This is a genomic window from Cupriavidus sp. FW305-3-2-15-C-LB2 (genome assembly GCF_058787575.1).
In genome coordinates this window covers 1-16,913 of the sequence record NZ_JBYSZW010000061.1, presented here as the reverse complement: position 1 = coordinate 16,913, position 16,913 = coordinate 1, and the positions used below count along the sequence as shown (strand labels likewise).

Annotated in this window: 18 protein-coding genes and 1 other RNA gene; 9 read left to right on the top strand and 10 right to left on the bottom strand. The window is 69.6% G+C overall.

Going from position 1 to position 16,913, the window contains the following annotated elements; genetic code table 11:
• Positions 1-8 precede the first annotated feature (8 nt).
• Positions 9-791 carry an enoyl-CoA hydratase/isomerase family protein gene (locus AC3WRR_RS30885; protein WP_010814926.1) on the top strand — a complete coding sequence of 261 codons (783 nt, stop codon included), beginning with the start codon at positions 9-11 and terminating at the stop codon, positions 789-791.
• Between the two features lie 73 nt (positions 792-864).
• Positions 865-2,418 carry a malonate--CoA ligase gene (locus tag AC3WRR_RS30880; protein WP_010814925.1) on the top strand — a complete coding sequence of 518 codons (1,554 nt, stop codon included), beginning with the start codon at positions 865-867 and terminating at the stop codon, positions 2,416-2,418.
• Between the two features lie 101 nt (positions 2,419-2,519).
• Here AC3WRR_RS30880 and AC3WRR_RS30875 read toward each other — a convergent pair whose 3' ends face one another.
• The 6 genes from AC3WRR_RS30875 to AC3WRR_RS30850 form a co-directional block, all read right to left on the bottom strand.
• A complete protein-coding gene (locus tag AC3WRR_RS30875) occupies positions 2,520-3,218 on the bottom strand; it encodes an SIMPL domain-containing protein (RefSeq protein WP_011615939.1) in 699 nt (232 codons plus the stop codon).
• Positions 3,219-3,332: 114 nt separating this feature from the next.
• Positions 3,333-4,157 (bottom strand): sulfite exporter TauE/SafE family protein, encoded by an 825-nt coding sequence (locus tag AC3WRR_RS30870; RefSeq protein WP_010814923.1) that lies wholly within the window; start codon positions 4,155-4,157, stop codon positions 3,333-3,335.
• A gap of 53 nt (positions 4,158-4,210) precedes the next feature.
• Positions 4,211-4,693: an EVE domain-containing protein gene (locus tag AC3WRR_RS30865; protein WP_010814922.1), complete on the bottom strand. Its 483-nt coding sequence runs from the start codon at positions 4,691-4,693 to the stop codon at positions 4,211-4,213.
• A 109-nt stretch (positions 4,694-4,802) separates the two neighbouring features.
• Positions 4,803-5,020: non-coding RNA, 6S RNA (gene ssrS, locus AC3WRR_RS30860), on the bottom strand.
• A 266-nt stretch (positions 5,021-5,286) separates the two neighbouring features.
• Complete coding sequence (locus tag AC3WRR_RS30855) at positions 5,287-5,619, bottom strand: cell division protein ZapA (protein ID WP_010814921.1); 333 nt, start codon at positions 5,617-5,619, stop codon at positions 5,287-5,289.
• A complete protein-coding gene (locus AC3WRR_RS30850; protein WP_010814920.1) occupies positions 5,616-5,936 on the bottom strand; it encodes a hypothetical protein in 321 nt (106 codons plus the stop codon). Before AC3WRR_RS30850 ends, AC3WRR_RS30855 begins: the two co-directional genes overlap by 4 nt.
• Before the next feature lie 582 nt (positions 5,937-6,518).
• Here AC3WRR_RS30850 and AC3WRR_RS30845 point away from each other — a divergent pair.
• Genes AC3WRR_RS30845 through AC3WRR_RS30815 form a run of 7 tightly spaced genes read left to right on the top strand, consistent with a single transcriptional unit; the run spans position 6,519 to position 13,371 of the window.
• Positions 6,519-8,423 (top strand): TonB-dependent receptor domain-containing protein, encoded by a 1,905-nt coding sequence (locus AC3WRR_RS30845; protein WP_041687494.1) that lies wholly within the window; start codon positions 6,519-6,521, stop codon positions 8,421-8,423.
• A gap of 15 nt (positions 8,424-8,438) precedes the next feature.
• Entirely contained in the window at positions 8,439-9,446 is a 1,008-nt protein-coding gene (locus tag AC3WRR_RS30840) for a FecCD family ABC transporter permease (RefSeq protein ID WP_011615937.1), read from the top strand.
• A complete protein-coding gene (locus tag AC3WRR_RS30835; protein WP_010814917.1) occupies positions 9,443-10,285 on the top strand; it encodes an ABC transporter ATP-binding protein in 843 nt (280 codons plus the stop codon). Before AC3WRR_RS30840 ends, AC3WRR_RS30835 begins: the two co-directional genes overlap by 4 nt.
• Complete coding sequence (cobO, locus tag AC3WRR_RS30830; RefSeq protein ID WP_011615935.1) at positions 10,278-10,910, top strand: cob(I)yrinic acid a,c-diamide adenosyltransferase; 633 nt, start codon at positions 10,278-10,280, stop codon at positions 10,908-10,910. Before AC3WRR_RS30835 ends, cobO begins: the two co-directional genes overlap by 8 nt.
• 33 nt (positions 10,911-10,943) lie before the next feature.
• On the top strand, positions 10,944-11,984 hold the full coding sequence (gene cobT / locus AC3WRR_RS30825; RefSeq protein ID WP_010814915.1) for a nicotinate-nucleotide--dimethylbenzimidazole phosphoribosyltransferase: 1,041 nt from the start codon (positions 10,944-10,946) through the stop codon (positions 11,982-11,984).
• Positions 11,981-12,805: an adenosylcobinamide-GDP ribazoletransferase gene (locus tag AC3WRR_RS30820; RefSeq protein ID WP_058697777.1), complete on the top strand. Its 825-nt coding sequence runs from the start codon at positions 11,981-11,983 to the stop codon at positions 12,803-12,805. Before cobT ends, AC3WRR_RS30820 begins: the two co-directional genes overlap by 4 nt.
• Positions 12,790-13,371 carry a histidine phosphatase family protein gene (locus AC3WRR_RS30815; RefSeq protein WP_492294262.1) on the top strand — a complete coding sequence of 194 codons (582 nt, stop codon included), beginning with the start codon at positions 12,790-12,792 and terminating at the stop codon, positions 13,369-13,371. The genes AC3WRR_RS30820 and AC3WRR_RS30815 overlap by 16 nt, the downstream gene beginning before the upstream one ends.
• Here the strand turns inward: AC3WRR_RS30815 and AC3WRR_RS30810 are convergent, their stop codons facing one another.
• Genes AC3WRR_RS30810 through cobU form a run of 4 tightly spaced genes read right to left on the bottom strand, consistent with a single transcriptional unit; the run spans position 13,372 to position 16,855 of the window.
• Positions 13,372-14,277, bottom strand: a complete 906-nt coding sequence (locus AC3WRR_RS30810; protein ID WP_492298975.1) for a cobalamin-binding protein — start codon at positions 14,275-14,277, stop codon at positions 13,372-13,374.
• Positions 14,278-14,295: 18 nt separating this feature from the next.
• Positions 14,296-15,315 carry a threonine-phosphate decarboxylase CobD gene (gene cobD, locus AC3WRR_RS30805; RefSeq protein WP_492298973.1) on the bottom strand — a complete coding sequence of 340 codons (1,020 nt, stop codon included), beginning with the start codon at positions 15,313-15,315 and terminating at the stop codon, positions 14,296-14,298.
• On the bottom strand, positions 15,312-16,286 hold the full coding sequence (locus tag AC3WRR_RS30800) for a CobD/CbiB family cobalamin biosynthesis protein (protein ID WP_010814910.1): 975 nt from the start codon (positions 16,284-16,286) through the stop codon (positions 15,312-15,314). Before AC3WRR_RS30800 ends, cobD begins: the two co-directional genes overlap by 4 nt.
• On the bottom strand, positions 16,280-16,855 hold the full coding sequence (gene cobU / locus AC3WRR_RS30795) for a bifunctional adenosylcobinamide kinase/adenosylcobinamide-phosphate guanylyltransferase (protein WP_492294266.1): 576 nt from the start codon (positions 16,853-16,855) through the stop codon (positions 16,280-16,282). Before cobU ends, AC3WRR_RS30800 begins: the two co-directional genes overlap by 7 nt.
• Positions 16,856-16,913 lie beyond the last annotated feature (58 nt).

The window sequence follows — 16,913 nt, the reverse complement described above, 5'->3', positions numbered from 1 at the left end:
GCGCGGCGATGAGCGGCACCGTATTGTTTGCCACGCAGGGCACCACCGCCACCGTGACGCTGTCGCACGCGGGCAAGCTCAACGCCATTTCCGCGCAGATGTGGCGCGAGCTGGCCGCGGGCTTTGCACGCCTGTCCGCCGATACCTCGCTGCGCTGCGTGGTGGTGCGCGGGGCTGACGGCAACTTTGCCGCCGGCGCCGACATCGCCGAGTTCCCGGCAGAGCGCGCCGACGAGGCCGCGGTGCGCCACTACCACATGGCCACCATCGCGCCGGCACTGGCGGCGGTGGCGCAATGCACACACCCCACCGTGGCGATGATCGAAGGCGTATGCGTGGGCGGCGGGCTGGAAATCGCCAGCCACTGCGACCTGCGCATCGCCGCCTCGGACAGCCGCTTCGGCGTGCCCATCAACCGCCTGGGCTTCCCGATGGCGCCCGGCGAGCTGCAGGGCCTGCTGGCGCTGGCGGGCCGCGCCGCCGCGCTGGAGATCCTGCTGGAAGGCCGGGTCTTCGACGCCGCCGAGGCGCGCGACAAAGGGCTGCTGACGCGCGTGGTCGAGCCCGGCGCGCTGGCCGCGGAGGTCGAGGCCACGGCGCGCCGCATTGCCGCCGGCGCGCCCGTGGCCGCCCGCATCAACAAGGCCACCATCCGCCGGCTGGCGCCGCTGCCGGCACCGCTGTCGCCCGCCGAGCTGGACGCGCATTTTGCCTACGCCGAAGGCGCGGACCATGCGGAAGGGGTGGCCGCCTTCCTCGCGCACCGGCCACCGCAGTTCCGTGGGGAGTAGGGCACGCTGCCAGCACTGCTTCCACACGCCATTGTTTTCTTCGTTTTCCTTAGCCTTTCGTTCGATCCCCGACATGAACGCCAACCTGTTCGCCCTGTTCGAATCCCGCTTCCCCGCCGACCGCACCGCCTGCTGCATCGAGACGCATGACGGGCTGTATTACAGCTGGGACGACCTTGACCGCGCCACCGCCAAGCTGGCCAACCTGCTGGCCTCGCTGCACCTGCCCGAAGGCGCACGCGTGGCGGTGCAGGTGGAGAAGTCCCCCGAAGCGCTGTTCCTGTACCTGGCCACGCTGCGCGCCGGCTACGTCTACCTGCCGCTGAACACCGCCTACCAGGAGGCAGAGATCGACTACTTCGTCGGCAATGCCGAGCCGTCGGTGGTGGTGTGCAGCAGCAAGAATTTCGGCTGGGTGTCCAAGGTGGCGTTCCGCCACGGCGTCAACCACGTCTTTACGCTGGACGACGACCGCAGCGGCTCGCTGCTGTCGCGCGCGGCGGGCAAGCCAGATGCCTTCGAGACGGTCGCGCGCCAGGATGACGACCTCGCCGCCATTCTCTACACCTCCGGCACCACCGGCCGCAGCAAGGGCGCGATGCTGACGCACCGCAACCTGGCCTCCAATGCGCAGACGCTGCATGAATTCTGGGGCTGGCGCAGCGACGACGTGCTGCTGCACATGCTGCCGATCTTCCACGTGCACGGCCTGTTCGTGGCTTCGCACGGCGCGCTGCTGGCCGGTGCCAAGATGATCTGGGCGCCCAGGCTGGACATGGCGCAGGTGCTGAAATTCCTGCCGCGCTGCACGGTGATGATGGGCGTGCCGACCTACTACGTGCGCATGCTGCAGGAGCCGCGCTTCGACGACGACACCTGCCGCCGCATGCGGCTGTTCGTGTCGGGCTCGGCGCCGCTGCTGCTGGAGACCTTCGATGCCTTCCGCGAGCGCACCGGCCATACCATCCTGGAACGCTACGGCATGAGCGAGACCGTGATGCTGGTGTCCAACCCGTACGATGCCGCGCTGGGCGAGCGCATCGGCGGCACCGTCGGCATGCCGCTGCCGGGCGTGTCGGTGCGCGTGGTCGATGGCGAGGGCCAGCCGTGCACGCCGGGCGAGATCGGCAATGTCGAGGTCAAGGGCCCGAACGTATTCAAGGGCTACTGGCGCATGCCGGAGAAGACCAGGGAAGAGTTCACCGAGGACGGCTGGTTCAAGACCGGCGACGTCGGCCGCTTCGGCGGCGCCATTGCCAGCCAGGCCGGCGAGCGCGCGGTGCCGGACAACTACCTGACCATCGTCGGGCGCAGCAAGGACCTGATCATCTCGGGCGGCTACAACGTCTACCCGAAGGAAATCGAGAGCTTTATCGACGAGATGCCGGGCGTGGCCGAGAGCGCCGTGATCGGCGTGCCGCACGCGGATTTCGGCGAGGCCGTGGTGGCGGTGGTGGTGCGCAAGCCGGGTGCGGATATCGATGAAGCGGCGCTGATCGGCACGCTCAAGGGCCGCATCGCCAACTTCAAGGTGCCCAAGCGTGTGCACGTGGTGGACGAGCTGCCGCGCAACACCATGGGCAAGGTGCAGAAGAACGTGCTGCGCGAGCAGTTCGCGGTGCTCTGAGGGTCTTTGGGAAGGCTGAGCGACTTCAACTGCTGCGGGTTTGCTCCCCTCTCCCGCTTGCGGGAGAGGGGAGCGCGCCGTCTGGTGGTCAAGCTCCCTTCTTACTTCAGCATCTGCACCGACCCGTTGACCGACACCGTCACCTGCGTCTTGCCGCCCTCAACCGGCACCGGCACCGCAGCGTCGGCCATCATGGCCTTGGCAGCGCCGTACATGCGCGGCATCGGCGGCACCACGCCGGTTTCATTCAGGCTGACTTCGCGGATGGTGTAGCTGTTGTAGCCGAACAGTTTGGTGGTCGACTGCGCCTTGCTGCGGAACGAGGCGATGGCCTGCTCGGCCAGCTTGGCTTCGGCCGCCTCGCGCGCTTCGCGCGACAGCGAGAAGGCGATGTTCTGCACCTGCATCTGGCTGGCCAGCTCGCCAGCGAGCTTGGACACGGCCGAGAAATCGCGCGACTTCAGGATGACTTCGGACCGCCCGCGCCAGGTGCTGATGCGGCCGTTGCGGTCGGTGTTGGGGTGGATGGTGAAGCCGCCCGACTCGGCGGTCACGCCCTGGACGCGGCGCGCCTGCGTGATGACGGCCTGCGTCCTGGTAGACAGGCCCGAGGAAATCGCGGCCGGTTCAGCGCCTTCCTGCTCCGCGGCAAGCGTCAGGTGCACGATATCGGTCGGCACTTCGGTGACGGCCTGCGCGTTCAGCGACAGCACGCCCGACGGCGTTTCAGTGGGGCCACCGTGCGCCGAGGCAACGATGGCGGTGGTGCCCAGCAGGGTGGCGGCAAGCCATTGTTTCATGTTGTTCTCCCGTTCAAACGTGATGGGTATCAGACGTGACCGGGTGCCCGATCGTTCCGCGACATTGCAAACGATTGTTGCGAAGCCGGCGCGGGCGCGCCTCCCCCGTCCGGGTCAGAATGCCTGCCAGGCCTTCCACAACATATAGCTCGCCAGGCACAGCAGCAACGCGGCAAAGACCTTGCGCAACTGGCTCACATCCATGCGGTGCGCGGTGCGCGCGCCCAGCGGCGCGGTCATTACGCTGGCCGCTGCGATCACCAGCAGGGCCGGCAGGTAGAGATAGCCGAGCGATCCCGCCGGCAGCCCCGGCGTCTGCCAGCCGCTCCAGACATAGCCGGCCACGCTGGCCGCTGCAATCGGAAAGCCGAGCGCAGCCGAGGTCGCCACCGCGTTGTGGATCGGCACGTTGCACCACGTCATGAACGGCACCGAGACAAAGGCGCCGCCCGCGCCAACCAGGCTGGACAGGAAGCCGATCACGCCGCCCGCGCCCGCCATGCCGGCAAAGCCGGGCAGCTGCCGGCCGGGCTTGGGACGACGGTTGCGCAGCATCTGCAGCGCGGAAAACCCGACGAAGGCGGCAAACGCCAGCGACAGCCAGCTGGTCTTGAGCGCCGCGAACACCTTGCCGCCGCCGATCATGCCGCCGAGCACGATGCCCGGCGCCAGCGCCAGCACGATCGGCCAGCGCACCGCGCCGCGCTGGTGGTGCGCGCGCACGGACGACAACGAGGTGAACAGGATGGTGCCCATCGAGGTGGCGATCGCCATATGGACGATGGCCTCGTCGGCAAAGCCCAGGCTGGTGAACAGCAGCGTCAGGAAGGGCACCATCATCATGCCGCCGCCGACGCCGAGCAGCCCGGCGCAGAAGCCGGTGAAAGCGCCCAGGGCAAGCAGGGCAGGGACCAGCACCGGCAGGTTGTCGAACTGCATCGTATCTTCAGGGTTGTTGTGATCAGCCTTGCCCGGGGCCGGCCGGGCAGGGTTCAGCGCATCAGCTTGCCGGTGATGAAGCGCCATTCGGCCGGTGTCACCGGCGTGATCGACAGCCGGTTGCCGCGACGTAGCACCACCATGTCGGCCAGTTCCTCATGCTCGCGCAAGGCGGCCAGCGGGATCAGCGCGCTCTTGCGCTCGAAGCGCACGTCGACCAGCAGCCAGCGCGGCGCGTCAGCCTTGGAGGCGGCGTCATAGTACGGGCTCTTGCGGTCGAACTGGGTGGGGTCGGGGTAGGGTACTGAGCAGACCTCGGCCAGGCCGGCAATGCCGGGCTCCGGGCACGACGAGTGGTAGAACAGCACGCCGTCGCCGATCCGCATGGTGTCGCGCATGAAGTTGCGCGCCTGGTAGTTGCGCACGCCGGTCCAGGGCAGCGTGCCTTCCCGGGCCAGGTCGTCGATGCTGGCTTCATCCGGTTCTGATTTCATCAGCCAGTACTGGCGGGCGCGTTGGTTCTGGTTCGGGCTCACGGCGCAGCTCAGGAATCGAAGCAGATCAGGGCGCCGCGTGCACAGGGTGTACACGCGGACGCGCAGGCAAGAAAAAAGGCGATGGTTCAGAAAACCACCGCCTTTTTAAGGGGTCCCCGCCTTGGCCGCTGGGTCGGCATCCTGAACCCAAGTGAGGTTCAGAGTGGCTGCGGAAGTCGCATTTCGGGTACATCATCCACTCAGGGAGTCCAGGCCAGGCCCAGACTATGAATGCGACGACGCGCTCGCCCACGCGACATGATCCCGCACCATGCAATGCATATCGGTTCAAGGAGTTTATGACCCTCACGAACCAGGCAGGGAAACTGTCAAACGTCTGACTTTCCAGGCGCATCATCGTGCCCGGAAAACCGGATCCGCGTGCGGGATGTCAGACGTTTGCCGTTTCTGACTAGGATGGGATGAGAACGGCGGCCGGGCGCGATAACCTAGCCTGTAGCTGCACATCTATGGTGCCTCGTGCAGTCTGGCTACACTATACACCGCGTTGCAGGGCATACCAAGTCCACTCGCGCGTATCGTTACATTTTGCGCGGCAGCGCGGCATCCGCAGCACATCCCCCTTTCATTGCTCAGCCGCGCGTACCGGTGCCCACGTGCGCGTATTGGCGCAGGGCCTCGTCGGCGCGGTCGTTGAGTTCGCGGATGCGCGCGCGGATGGCATCGACCGGGATCGCGCCCTCGGCCTGCTGCTTGCGCTGCATCGACAGCAGGTCCGAGGCGATGCTGATGGCGGCCATGACCGCCACGCGCTCCACGCCCTTGGCCGCGATGCCGTTGCGCAGCTTGTTCATTTGCGTGTCGACCAGGGCCACGGCTTCGAGCAGCGCGGCCTCGTTCTCGGGCGCGATGGCGAAGCGGTAGGGCTGGCCGGCGATATTGACTTCGACTTGCTTGTTGCTCATGCGTGTTCTCCGGGGGCCTTGTGCGGCTCGGCGTCCTGCGCCGCAGCCTCTTCGCCGAGCAGGTCGAGCTGGCGCGTGTCGCTGGCAGTCGGCAGCTTGTCAAGGATGGACTGGATGCGCAGCTGCGCTTCCTCGATCTTGATATTGAGCAGTTCGCGGTCGGCTGCCATGGCCTCGCGCTCGCCGCGCAACTGCGCGGCTTCGCCCTCCAGCCGGGCGATCTCGTCGCGCAGCCGCTGGTTCTCCGCCGCCAGGGTGTCCGCATGGTGCAGCACGCGCCCGATCTTGGCGGCCAGTTGTTCGAGTTCGGTGAGCATAGGGCCTGTCATGATGGGAGAAGTGTCAGGTATCGCGATTCTAGCCGATGCGCCGGCTTGCACAATGCGGAGGAAAGGGTTTGTGACTGGCGACCCGCGTGGAAGTTGCAGGCTTCTGCACCTAAAACGCCACCAGAGTTGTGACAAAACACTACTGGCAGCCGCGTTGACGCGGGGGGCGAAACGCCCTAGACTCGCGCACGTTCCAGGTGCTCGCCCTTTTCGTCCCTGGCGAAAGGGCAGTTCAACGGGAAACAGGGAGCCAGGCCGGCTGCGCGCCGGACAGGCCAACCTGTGCTGCCCCCGCAACGGTAAGCGACCGCGGTGCGCATCTGCCAGACTCCGACATAGCCGACAGCCAGCCTGCCGGCAACGCCGCTGGCAAGGCCGGATCCCATTCCCGGCCACACGCACCGCAGGACCGGCCACACGCCACTGAACCGCAGGTTCGGGAAGGCGCCGGCCCAGTGTCGCCAGCCCGGATACCGGCCTGAACGCGGGCTGCCGCCCGTGCGCGGCACGCCTCATCGCCATATGGTCCGCGGGGGAACGGGCCCGGCCGTTCCTATCCAGTCCTGCATCATGCGTTCATCGCTCCACAGGTCGACCCGCCCGGCAACCCCGGCGGTGCGTCCGTCCGTGCCCGCCATCCTGGCGGCCATTGCCTCGTTCACCCTGGTTCCGGCCACTTCGTTCGCGCAGGCGGCCGACAGCGGCACCGACAGCCGCACCACGCAGCTCGCGCCGGTGGTGGTCACCTCCACCCGTACCGCGCAAGCCATTACCGAGGCGCTGCCTCACACCACGGTGGTGACGCAGCAGGACATCGTCAATTCGCAGGCGCCCGACCTGCGCACGCTGCTGCGCAACCAGGCCGGCGTGGAGTTCTCGGCCAACGGCGGCATGGGCACCAACACCACGCTGTTCATGCGCGGCGCCAACTCCAACCAGACGCTGATCCTGATCGACGGCGTGCGGGTATCGTCCGCGAGCAGCGGCACCGCGCAATTGGCCAATATCCTGCCCGACCAGATCGAGCGCATCGAGGTGGTGCGCGGCAATGTGTCGGCGCTGTACGGCTCGGACGCCATCGGCGGCGTGGTGCAGATATTCACCAAGAGCGGCGCGGGCCAGGCGCCGGCGGCCAATGCGCAGGTGGAATACGGCAGCAACAACACGCGCCAGGGCACGGTCGGCTATGGCGGCCAGATCGGCGATACCTCGTTCAACCTGACCGGCTCGGCGTTCAAGACCGACGGCTTCTCGTCGATCAACACGAAGCAGGCGCCGCGCGCCAATCCCAACGACAACCCGTACGAGAACCAGAGCGTGTCGGGCCAGGTCAAGCACCGCTTCGCGCCGAACTGGGACGCGGGCTTCACCGGCTATTACTCGAAGAGCAAGCTGTCGTTCGACAGCGCCTTCGGCCGCCCGACCGACGACAACCGCACCAACAGCGAGCTGTACACGCTGTCGGCCTTCGTCAACGGCAAGGTGGGGGCGGACTGGTCCACCCATTTCAAGCTGTCACAGAGCGAGGACCGCAGCGACACCTTCCTCAACGGCAGGCCCAACGGCACCTTCAATACCCGCAACCGCCAGTTCAACTGGCAGAACGAGTATGCGCTGGCCGCCAACCACACGCTGCTGTTCGGCACCGACTACCTGCAGCAGGAGCTCGACTCCAGCGCCTACGGCGCGCCCACACGCAATGTGTTCTCGGTGTTCGGCGGCTATGACGGGCGCATCGGCAAGCACCAGCTGCAGCTCAACGCGCGCAACGACCATTATTCCGACTTCGGCAATCAGGGCAGCTTCCGCGCCGGCTACGGCTACTACGTGACCGATGCGCTCAAGCTGATCGCCAGCGTCAGCAATGCCTTCCGCGCGCCAACCTTCAACGAGCTGTACTTCCCCAACTTCGGCCAGCCGAACCTGCAGCCCGAACGTGCCAAGTCGGTCGAGGCCGGCGTGCAGTACGCCACCGCCAGCGCCGGCCTGCTGCGCGTGACCGCCTTCGAGACGCGCTACGACGACCTGATCGTGTCGGCGCAGCAGCCCAGCGGCATGTTCCTGGCGCAGAACGTCAACAAGGCCAAGGTGCAGGGCATCGAGGCTTCGTGGCGCGCCACCGTGTATGGCACCGACTTCGGCGCCAGCGTGACCTTCCAGAACCCGGTCGACGAGCAGACCAACACCCAGCTGCTGCGCCGAGCGCGCCGCCATGCCGCGCTCGACGTGGGCCGCGACTTCGGCAACTGGCGCTTCGGCGGCGAATGGCTGGTGTCGTCGTCGCGCATGGATTCCGGCTCGCGCCGGCTGGGCGGATACGGTATCGTCAACCTGAACGCCCGCTACAACATCGACAAGCAATGGTTCATCGCCGCCCGCGTCGAAAACCTGTTCGACAAGGATTACCAGCTCGCCTACCCCTACAACACGCAGGGGCGCGCGGGCTTCATCACGCTGGGCTGGCGCCAGCGATGAGCGCACGGGCGCGCCATGTCTGAGTTCCGGCGCGCCCTGGCGATCTGGCTGGTGCTGGCGCTCGCGGCGCTGCTGGCGTTCGCGTTGTCGCTGGCGCTGGGCAGCGTGCCGCTCGATGCGCGCGAGCTCTGGCTTGCGCTCAGCAGTGCCGACACCGGCACCCCCGCAGCGATCGTGCGCGAACTGCGGCTGCCGCGCGCGGCAGCGGCGTTTGCCTGCGGCGGGCTGCTGGCCCTGTCCGGCGCGCTGATGCAGGTGCTGCTGCGTAACCCGCTGGCCGAGCCCTATGTGCTGGGCGTGTCGGGCGGCGCCTCCACTGCCGCGCTGCTGGCCATGCTGCTGCTGGCCCCGTGGTGGGGCGTTCAGGCCGCCGCCGCCGCCGGTGCACTGGCGGCGATGGTGCTGGTGGCGTCGCTGGCGCGGCGCGACCTGCTGCATCCGCAGGTGCAGGGCGGCCACCGCGAGGCGGGCGCCCGGCTGTTGCTGACCGGCGTGATCCTGGCCGCGGGCTGGGGCGCGGTCATTACCCTGATCCTCTCCATTGCGCCGGAGTCGCGCCTGCGCGGCATGCTGTTCTGGCTGACCGGCGACCTGGGCGGCACCGCCGCCTACGGCGGCGCGCTGGCCATGCTGGTGGTGGCGCTGCTGCTGGCCATGCCGATGGCGCGCGCGCTCAACGTGATGCTGCTGGGCGAGACCGTGGCGCAGTCGCTGGGCGTGCGCGTGGGCCGCGTGCGGCTGGCCACCTTCCTGCTGGCGTCGCTGTGCATTGCCGCTGCCATTACCACGGCCGGCTCGATCGGCTTTGTCGGGCTGGTGGTGCCGCATCTGGTGCGCCTCGCCTGGGGCAACGACCAGCGCCTGCTGCTGCCGGCCGCCACGCTGCTGGGCGGCGCGCTGCTGATGGCCGCCGACCTGATCGCACGCACCGTGGTCGCGCCCGCGCAGCTGCCGGTGGGCGTGATCACCGGGCTGCTGGGCGTGCCGACCTTCCTCTACCTGCTGCTGCGGAGGCCGCGATGAGCCAGGCCCCGCACTGGTCCCATCCGCTCACTGCCTGTCCGCAGCTCGTGCTGCGCGATGTGAAGCTGCGCACCGGCCAGCGCGTGCTGGTGGAGCGCCTGACGATGACCATCGGCGCGGGGCAGCTATGGTGCATTGCCGGGCCCAACGGTGCTGGCAAGTCCACGCTGATGACGGTGCTGGCCGGGCTGCGCCACGCCGACGGCGGCAGCGCGGAGATCGACGGCGCCGCGGCGGCGCAGATCGCGCCGGCGGTGCTGGCGCGCCAGCGCGCCTACCTGCCGCAGGCCGTGCATGACACCTTCTCGATGTCGGTGCAGGATGCCGTGCGCGTGGGGCGGCATCCGCACCTGTCCGGCTGGGGCTGGACCGGGCGCGAGGATGACCGCATCGTGCAGGAAGTGATCCGAGCGATGGATATTGAAGCGCTGGCCGCGCGCGATGTGCTGACCCTGTCCGGCGGCGAGCGCCAGCGCGCCTCGCTGGCCGCGGCGCTGGCGCAGCAGGCGCCGCTGCTGCTGCTGGACGAACCGGTCTCGCACCTGGACCTGCGCCACCAGATCCTGGTTCTGGAACAGCTGGCCGCGCTGGCCCGGGCCGGGCGCCATGCCATCGTGGTGATCCTGCACGACCTGACGCTGGCGCTGCGCTACGCCACCCACGCCCTGCTGATGGCCGAAGACGGCACTACGCTGCATGGCACTGCCGCCCGGGTGCTGACCCCTGAACACTGCTCGCGCGCGCTGCGCACCGCCATCGTCAGCGTCACCGACGGCGCGCATACTGCGCTGATTCCCGACGGCGCCGCCCCACCCATACCCCACACACGTCATGACTGATACCCAGAACCCGCCTGCAGAAGACCCGGACCGCGATGCCCGCCACAAGGCGCGCATGGAGCGCAAGAAAGAAATCGTCGACGCCAGGATTGCCGCCGCGCAGGATGAGCGCGGCGTGATTGTCATCACCACCGGCAACGGCAAAGGCAAGTCCAGCTCGGGCTTTGGCATGGTGGTGCGCGCGCTTGGCCACGGCATGCGCACCGGCGTGGTCCAGTTCATCAAGGGCGCGCAGCCCACCGGCGAAGAGATGTTCCTGCGCCGCTTCCCGGACGAGTGCGCCTTCCACGTGATGGGCGAGGGCTATACCTGGGAAACGCAGGACCGCGCCCGCGACGTGGCCAAGGCCGAGGCTGCCTGGGAAGTGGCGCGCGGCATGCTGCGCGACCCCGGCATCGGCCTGGTGCTGTTCGATGAGCTGAACATCGCGCTCAAGCTGCACTATCTTGATGTGGAGCAGGTCATTGCCGACCTGCGCGCGCGCCCGCCGATGCAGCACGTGGTCATCACCGGCCGTGGCGCGCCGCCGGCGCTGGTGGAGACGGCCGACACCGTCACCGACATGACGCCGGTCAAGCATGCCTTCCAGCAGGGCATCAAGGCGCAGCGCGGCGTCGAGATGTAGCCGCATCGTTTTTGAATACAAGGTCAACGCATCATGCAGTTTCCGGAAATCACTCCCCTCGACGATGCCCTGCGCCCCGAGCTGCAGGCCGCCATCGACGACAAGACCAAGCCGCTCGGCGCACTGGGCCGGCTGGAATCGCTGGCCTTGCAGCTGGGCCTGATCCTCGGCACGGCGCGGCCGGTGTTGCAGCGCCCGACGGTGATCGTGTTTGCCGCCGACCACGGCGTGGCCGACGCCGGTGTCAGCGCCTATCCGGCCGAGGTCACCGCGCAGATGGTGCAGAACTTCCTGGCCGGCGGCGCGGCGATCAATGTGTTCTCGCGCCAGCACGGCATTGCGCTGGAGATCGTCGACGCGGGCGTGCGCGCGCCGCTGCCGGCGGCACCGGGCCTGGTCAACTGCCGCATTGCCGACGGCACCCGCAACTTCGCCGTCGAACCCGCGATGACGCCGGAGCAGGCCGCCGCGGCGATGACCGCGGGCATGGCGCGCGTGCTGCGCCATGCGCAGCAGGGCTGCAACGTGATCGGCTTCGGCGAGATGGGCATTGCCAACACTTCAGCGGCCGCGTGCCTGATGCAGCGGCTGACCGGCCTGCCGCTGGCAGACTGCATCGGGCGCGGCACCGGGCTGGACGATGCCGGCCTCGCGCGCAAGCGCGAGGTGCTGGAGCGCGCGCTGGCGCTGCATGCCGATGCGCAGGCGCCGCTGGACGTGCTGGCCACCTTCGGCGGCTTCGAGATCGCGATGATGGCAGGCGCCTTCCTGGCCGCCGCCGCGAGCCGCATGGTGATCCTGGTCGATGGCTTTATCGCCACGGCTGCGCTGCTGGTGGCGCAGCGCCTGGACCCCAATGTGCTGCAGTACTGCGTGTTCACGCACTGCTCGCATGAGCGCGGCCACCGTGCGCTGCTGGACCAGTTCGGCGCCGCGCCACTGCTGGCGCTGGACCTGCGCCTGGGCGAGGGCACGGGCGCCGCGCTGGCGTGGCCGTTGCTGGCTTCGGCGGCGGCATTCCTGAACGAAATGGCGACCTTCAGCGGCGCCGGCGTCAGCACCGCCTCGCCATGAGCGTGCCGTCCGACCCGGTGCCTGCACAAGCTGGCCCCGCCGGCGTGGCCGGCGAGCTGCGCTATTTCCTGACGGCGCTGGGCTACTTCACGCGCGTGCCGCTGCCGGGCTGGCTGGCGCGCTGGGCCGGATTCGAACCGCATTACCTGCACGCCGCCGCGCGCTACTTCCCGCTGGTCGGGCTGCTGGTGGGCGGCGTGGGCGCGCTGGTCACCTGGGGCGCGATGCTGTGGTGGCCGCCCGGCGTGGCCGTGCTGCTGGGCATGGCCGCCACGCTGCTGCTGACCGGGGCCTTCCATGAAGACGGCCTGGCCGATTGCGTCGATGCCTTCGGCGGCGCGTGGCAGCGCGAGGACGTGCTGCGCATCATGCATGACTCGCGCATCGGCGCGTTCGGTGCGATCGCGCTGGTGGTGGCGTTGCTGCTCAAGTGGCAGTTGCTGGTGGCGATTGCCGGGCGCGGCGGGTTGATGGTGCTGCTGGCGGTGATCGTCGCCGCGCATGCCGCCAGCCGCGCGATGGCGGTCAGCTATCTGGCCACGCTGACCTACGTGCGCGCGCAAGGCAAGGCCAAGCCGGTGGCGCAGAAGCTGGCCGGCGCGGGGCTGGCGTTCGCGCTGCTGTGCGGGCTGGTGCCGCTGTGGCTGGTGTCGCCGTGGTTCTGCGCGGCGGCAGTGGTCGCGCTGCTGGGTCTGCGCCTGCTGCTCGGCCGCTACTTCGTGCGCCGCATCGGCGGCTATACCGGCGACTGCCTGGGCATGGCCCAGCAGTGCGCCGAGATCCTGCTCTACCTGGTGGCCGCGGCATGGATGTGGTCCTGATCCGCCATGCGCAGCCGCAGGTGCCGGCGGGCACCTGCTATGGCTGCCTCGACCTGCCTCTGGTGGCACCGCTGGCGCCTGCGGCGGCACAGATCGCCGCGGGCCTGCCCACGCCAGATCGCATTGTCGCCAGCCCGCTGGCGCGCGCGCTCGGCACCGCGCAGGCGCTGGTGCAGACGTTATCGGCCGGCGCGCCGGCCATCGACACCGAACCCCGGCTGCGCGAAATCGATTTCGGCAGTTGGGAGGGTGTGGCCTGGGATGCGATCGACCGCGCCGCGCTCGACCAGTGGGCGGCCGACCTGCTGCACGCGCGCCCGCATGGCGGCGAAGCGCCGGCGCAGGCGATGGCGCGGGTTGCCGGCTGGGCCGCAACGCTGGCGGAAGATCGCGCGGAATGCCTGTGGGTGGTCGGCCATGCCGGCCCGATGCGCATGCTGGCCGCGCACTGGCTGGGCGTGCCGCTGGCGACGACGGTCAACTGGGCGTTGGGCTTCGGGGCCAGTTGTGGCTTCACGCTGGGGCCGGGAGAGGTCCGGCTCGGCTGGTGGAACCGCGCCGCCTGATCAGCGTGCGGGCCGGCGCTTGCGCGCCGTGTCGAGGTCCTTGCAGATCAGCTCGGCGCCTTGCGCCACGCGCGGACCGGCGCGGTTGACCAGGTCGCCGTCGATCACGAACAGGTTGTTGCGCGCCACCGCCGTGACCTGCTTCCAGCGCCGCCACATCTCGAAATCCGGCAGCGGCTGATCCGAGCGCGTGGCGCCCATGCCCGCCGTCAGCATCGCCTCCGGGTTGCCCGCGATCACCGCTTCGACCGACACCGTCGGCACCAGCGGCGTCTCGGCCGCGAACAGGTTGCGCCCGCCGCACAGCGCCAGCATGTCGCTGACCAGGTGCTGGCCGTTGAGCGTCATCAGCGGCTGCTGCCAGACCTGGTAGAACACCGTCACCGGCGGGCGGGCCGCGTAAGTCTTGCGTAGCGTCTCCACCTGCTGGCGGAAGCCGTCGGCAGCGCGCCGCGCGGTGGCTTCAGTGCCCAGCAGCGTGCCGAGCTTCTCCATGTTCTCCGGGATCGCGGCCAGCCTGCGCGGCTCGCTGTAGAACAACGGGATGCCGAGCGCGCGCAGACGGTCGGTCTGCTTCTGCGCATTGCCGTGGCGCCAGACCACGATCAGGTCCGGCTTGAGCGCGGCGATGCGCTCCAGGTCCAGCGCCTTGTTGTCGCCCACGCGCGCGATCTCGCGCGCCTGCGGCGGGTAGTCGCTGTAGCTGACCGTGCCGACGATGCGGTCGCCGCCGCCGGCCGCGAAGATCATCTCGGTGACGTGCGGCGCCAGCGAGATCACGCGGCGCGCGGGCTGCGGCAGTGTCACCGTCTGGCCAGCGTCGTCGACGGCAGACACCGTGGCGGCGGCGGGCAGGGCTGCCAGCAGCAGCGTGGAAGCGATAACGGGCGTCAGGCGGTTCAGCATGGAATCGGGGAAAGTGGTTCAGGCAGTGACCGCGGCCAGTGCCGCGTCCAGCCGCTGCCAGGCGTGCGGCTGGTCCGGCGGCAGGCCCAGGCGCAGGCTCGGCGGGCAGCCGCCGGCGGCGTCGAAGCAGCGGGTCCAGACGCCATGTTGCGCGAGCCCGTGCTGCAGCCGTGCGGCGTCGCCATGCGGCACCCAGCAGAACAGCGGATGCATCACCGGCGCCAGGCCATGGCGGTCCAGCAGCGCGGCCAGCTTCGCCCCGCATGCTTGCAGCCGCGCGCGGGTGGCATCCTGCCAGCCGTGGTCGGCCAGCGCATGCCGCGCGACCTCGCGTGCCGGGCCCGATACGGTCCAGTGGCCCAGGCGCTCGCGCAGCGCGTCCAGCAGTGCCGGCTGCGCCAGCACGAAGCCGCAGCGGATGCCGGCCAGGCCATAGAACTTGCCGATCGAGCGCAGCACCACCAGGCCGGCCTTGCCGCTGTGCGCGGCCACCGAGCCATCGGGCAGGCAGTCGATAAAGGCTTCATCGACCAGCAGCGTGCCGCCGCGCGCCGCCAGCTTCGCGTGCCAGCGCAGCAGCGTTGCGGCGGGCAGCATGCGGCCGGTCGGGTTGTTCGGGTTGACGACGACGAGATGGTCGAGCTCGTCGGCCAGCGCCGCCTGCGCGAAAGCCGCTTCATCCAGCGGCGCCACCGCATGGCCCGCGGCAGCGAAGGCCGGCGCGTATTCGCTGTAGCCGAGCGCGGCGATGCCCACGCGGCCCGGGCACAGCAGACCCGGCAGCGTGCGGATGGCGGCCTGCGAGCCGGCGACGGGCAAGGCCCGCGGCGCGCCGCAGGCCTGTGCGGCCAGCTCGGCCAGTCCGTCGTCATCCTGCGGCAGCCGTTGCCACGCTTGCGCAGGCAGCGCCGGCACCGGATAGCCGTCGGGATTGATGCCGGTGGACAGGTCGAGCCAGTCGCCGGCGGGGCGGCCGTAGCGGCGCACCGCGGCAAGCAGGTCGCCGCCGTGGCGGATCGGGGGCAGGGCGCTGCTCATGCCGGCGTGGCAAGCGCAAGGACGGCCAGCGCGCTGGCGCCTGCCAGCGCCAGCCACAGCCACAAGGTGCGCTCGACCAGCCGCAGGCAGGCCGTCACGTGCGCGGCTTGCGGCGCGGGGCCGGCGCCCAGCGGCGGGCGTTGCTCGATCTCGCCGTGATAGCGCGCCGGGCCGCCGAGTCGCACGCCCACCGCACCGGCGCCCGCGGCCATCACGGGGCCGGCATTGGGACTTGACCATGCCGGCGCCTGCGTGCGCCAGCAATGCAACGCCTGCGCGGTGGCGCCGAGCAGCGCATAGGACAGCGCGGTCAGGCGCGCGGGCACGAGGTTGAGCCCGTCGTCGATGCGCGCCGCGGCCCAGCCGAAATACAGCAGCCGCGGCGTACGGTAGCCCCACATCGCATCGAGCGTATTGGCCAGCCGGAACACGATCACGGCGGGCGCGCCGCCGACCAGGAACCAGAACAGCGCGCCGAAGACCGCGTCGTTGCCGTTTTCCAGCGCCGACTCGCAGGCGGCACGGGCCAGTGCTTCAGCATCGGCATCGGTGGTGTCGCGCGAGACGATGCGCGCGGTCAGCGTGCGCGCGGCGGGCAGGTCTGCCGCGGCAAGGGCGGCGGCGATCGGGGCGATATGCTGGTGCAGGCTGCGCGCGCCGAGTGCGGCGTACAGTGCCACCGCATGCAGCGCCAGGGCGGCAACAGGATGCAGGCCGGCCGCAGCGTCGACCAGCCACCATGCGAGCGTTGCCGGCACCAGCACCAGCACACACCAGCCGGCGAGACCGGCAAGGCGCTGGCGCCAGGGCGCACCGCGGTGCGGCGCAGGGTTGAGCCGCCGCTCAAACGCGGCAGCGATGCGGCCGAAGCCCACCAGCGGATGCCAGCGGCGCGGCTCGCCCAGCCAGAGGTCCAGCAGAACGCCCGTCAGTGCCGCTGCCACGCATGCCGGCCAGGCCAGCATCAGCATGTGGGATCGGCGCCCTTCACCGCAACCGGAATGCCTGCCACCATCAGCCGCACGCAGTCGGCGGCGGCGGCCAGCTTCTGGTTCAGGCGGCCCAGTTCATCGACATAGAAGCGGGTGATGGCGCCCATCGGGATCACGCCGAAGCCGATCTCGTTCGAGACCAGGATCACATGGCCCGGCAGCGTCGGCAGCGCGGTGAGCAGCGCTTCGATTTCCTCGGTGAAGGCATCCGGCGGCGTGATCACGCCATGTTCGGGATACGCGCGGCCGTCGGGGAAGATCAGGTTGTTCATCCACAGCGTCATGCAATCCACCAGGATGCAGCCGTCGTGGCGCGCGTTGGCGTAGAGCGCATCGGCCAGGTGCACCGGCTCTTCCACCAGGCGCCAGTCGGCGGGGCGGCGGGCGCGGTGCAGGGCGATGCGGACCTCGAGCTCCTGGTCGGCGTGCGCCAGGTCCTGGTGCGCGGTGGCAATGTAGGTGACCGGGCCGCCGGTGATGGTGGCATGGTCGGTGGCGAGCTGTTCGGCGTAATGGCTCTTGCCGGAACGCGCGCCGCCCAGCACCAGGGTGAGCTGGCGGTTACCGTGTCCGCCGGCAGCACGCGGCTGGGTGGCGGTGTCGGGG

Coding starts and splice junctions, on each gene's coding strand:
- AC3WRR_RS30885 (WP_010814926.1), top strand. CDS start 9: ATGAGCGGCACCGTATTGTTTGCCACGCAGGGCACCACCGCCACCGTG.
- AC3WRR_RS30880 (WP_010814925.1), top strand. CDS start 865: ATGAACGCCAACCTGTTCGCCCTGTTCGAATCCCGCTTCCCCGCCGAC.
- AC3WRR_RS30875 (WP_011615939.1), bottom strand. CDS start 3,218: ATGAAACAATGGCTTGCCGCCACCCTGCTGGGCACCACCGCCATCGTT.
- AC3WRR_RS30870 (WP_010814923.1), bottom strand. CDS start 4,157: ATGCAGTTCGACAACCTGCCGGTGCTGGTCCCTGCCCTGCTTGCCCTG.
- AC3WRR_RS30855 (WP_010814921.1), bottom strand. CDS start 5,619: ATGAGCAACAAGCAAGTCGAAGTCAATATCGCCGGCCAGCCCTACCGC.
- AC3WRR_RS30850 (WP_010814920.1), bottom strand. CDS start 5,936: ATGCTCACCGAACTCGAACAACTGGCCGCCAAGATCGGGCGCGTGCTG.
- AC3WRR_RS30845 (WP_041687494.1), top strand. CDS start 6,519: ATGCGTTCATCGCTCCACAGGTCGACCCGCCCGGCAACCCCGGCGGTG.
- AC3WRR_RS30840 (WP_011615937.1), top strand. CDS start 8,439: ATGTCTGAGTTCCGGCGCGCCCTGGCGATCTGGCTGGTGCTGGCGCTC.
- AC3WRR_RS30835 (WP_010814917.1), top strand. CDS start 9,443: ATGAGCCAGGCCCCGCACTGGTCCCATCCGCTCACTGCCTGTCCGCAG.
- cobO (WP_011615935.1), top strand. CDS start 10,278: ATGACTGATACCCAGAACCCGCCTGCAGAAGACCCGGACCGCGATGCC.
- cobT (WP_010814915.1), top strand. CDS start 10,944: ATGCAGTTTCCGGAAATCACTCCCCTCGACGATGCCCTGCGCCCCGAG.
- AC3WRR_RS30820 (WP_058697777.1), top strand. CDS start 11,981: ATGAGCGTGCCGTCCGACCCGGTGCCTGCACAAGCTGGCCCCGCCGGC.
- AC3WRR_RS30815 (WP_492294262.1), top strand. CDS start 12,790: ATGGATGTGGTCCTGATCCGCCATGCGCAGCCGCAGGTGCCGGCGGGC.
- AC3WRR_RS30810 (WP_492298975.1), bottom strand. CDS start 14,277: ATGCTGAACCGCCTGACGCCCGTTATCGCTTCCACGCTGCTGCTGGCA.
- cobD (WP_492298973.1), bottom strand. CDS start 15,315: ATGAGCAGCGCCCTGCCCCCGATCCGCCACGGCGGCGACCTGCTTGCC.
- AC3WRR_RS30800 (WP_010814910.1), bottom strand. CDS start 16,286: ATGCTGATGCTGGCCTGGCCGGCATGCGTGGCAGCGGCACTGACGGGC.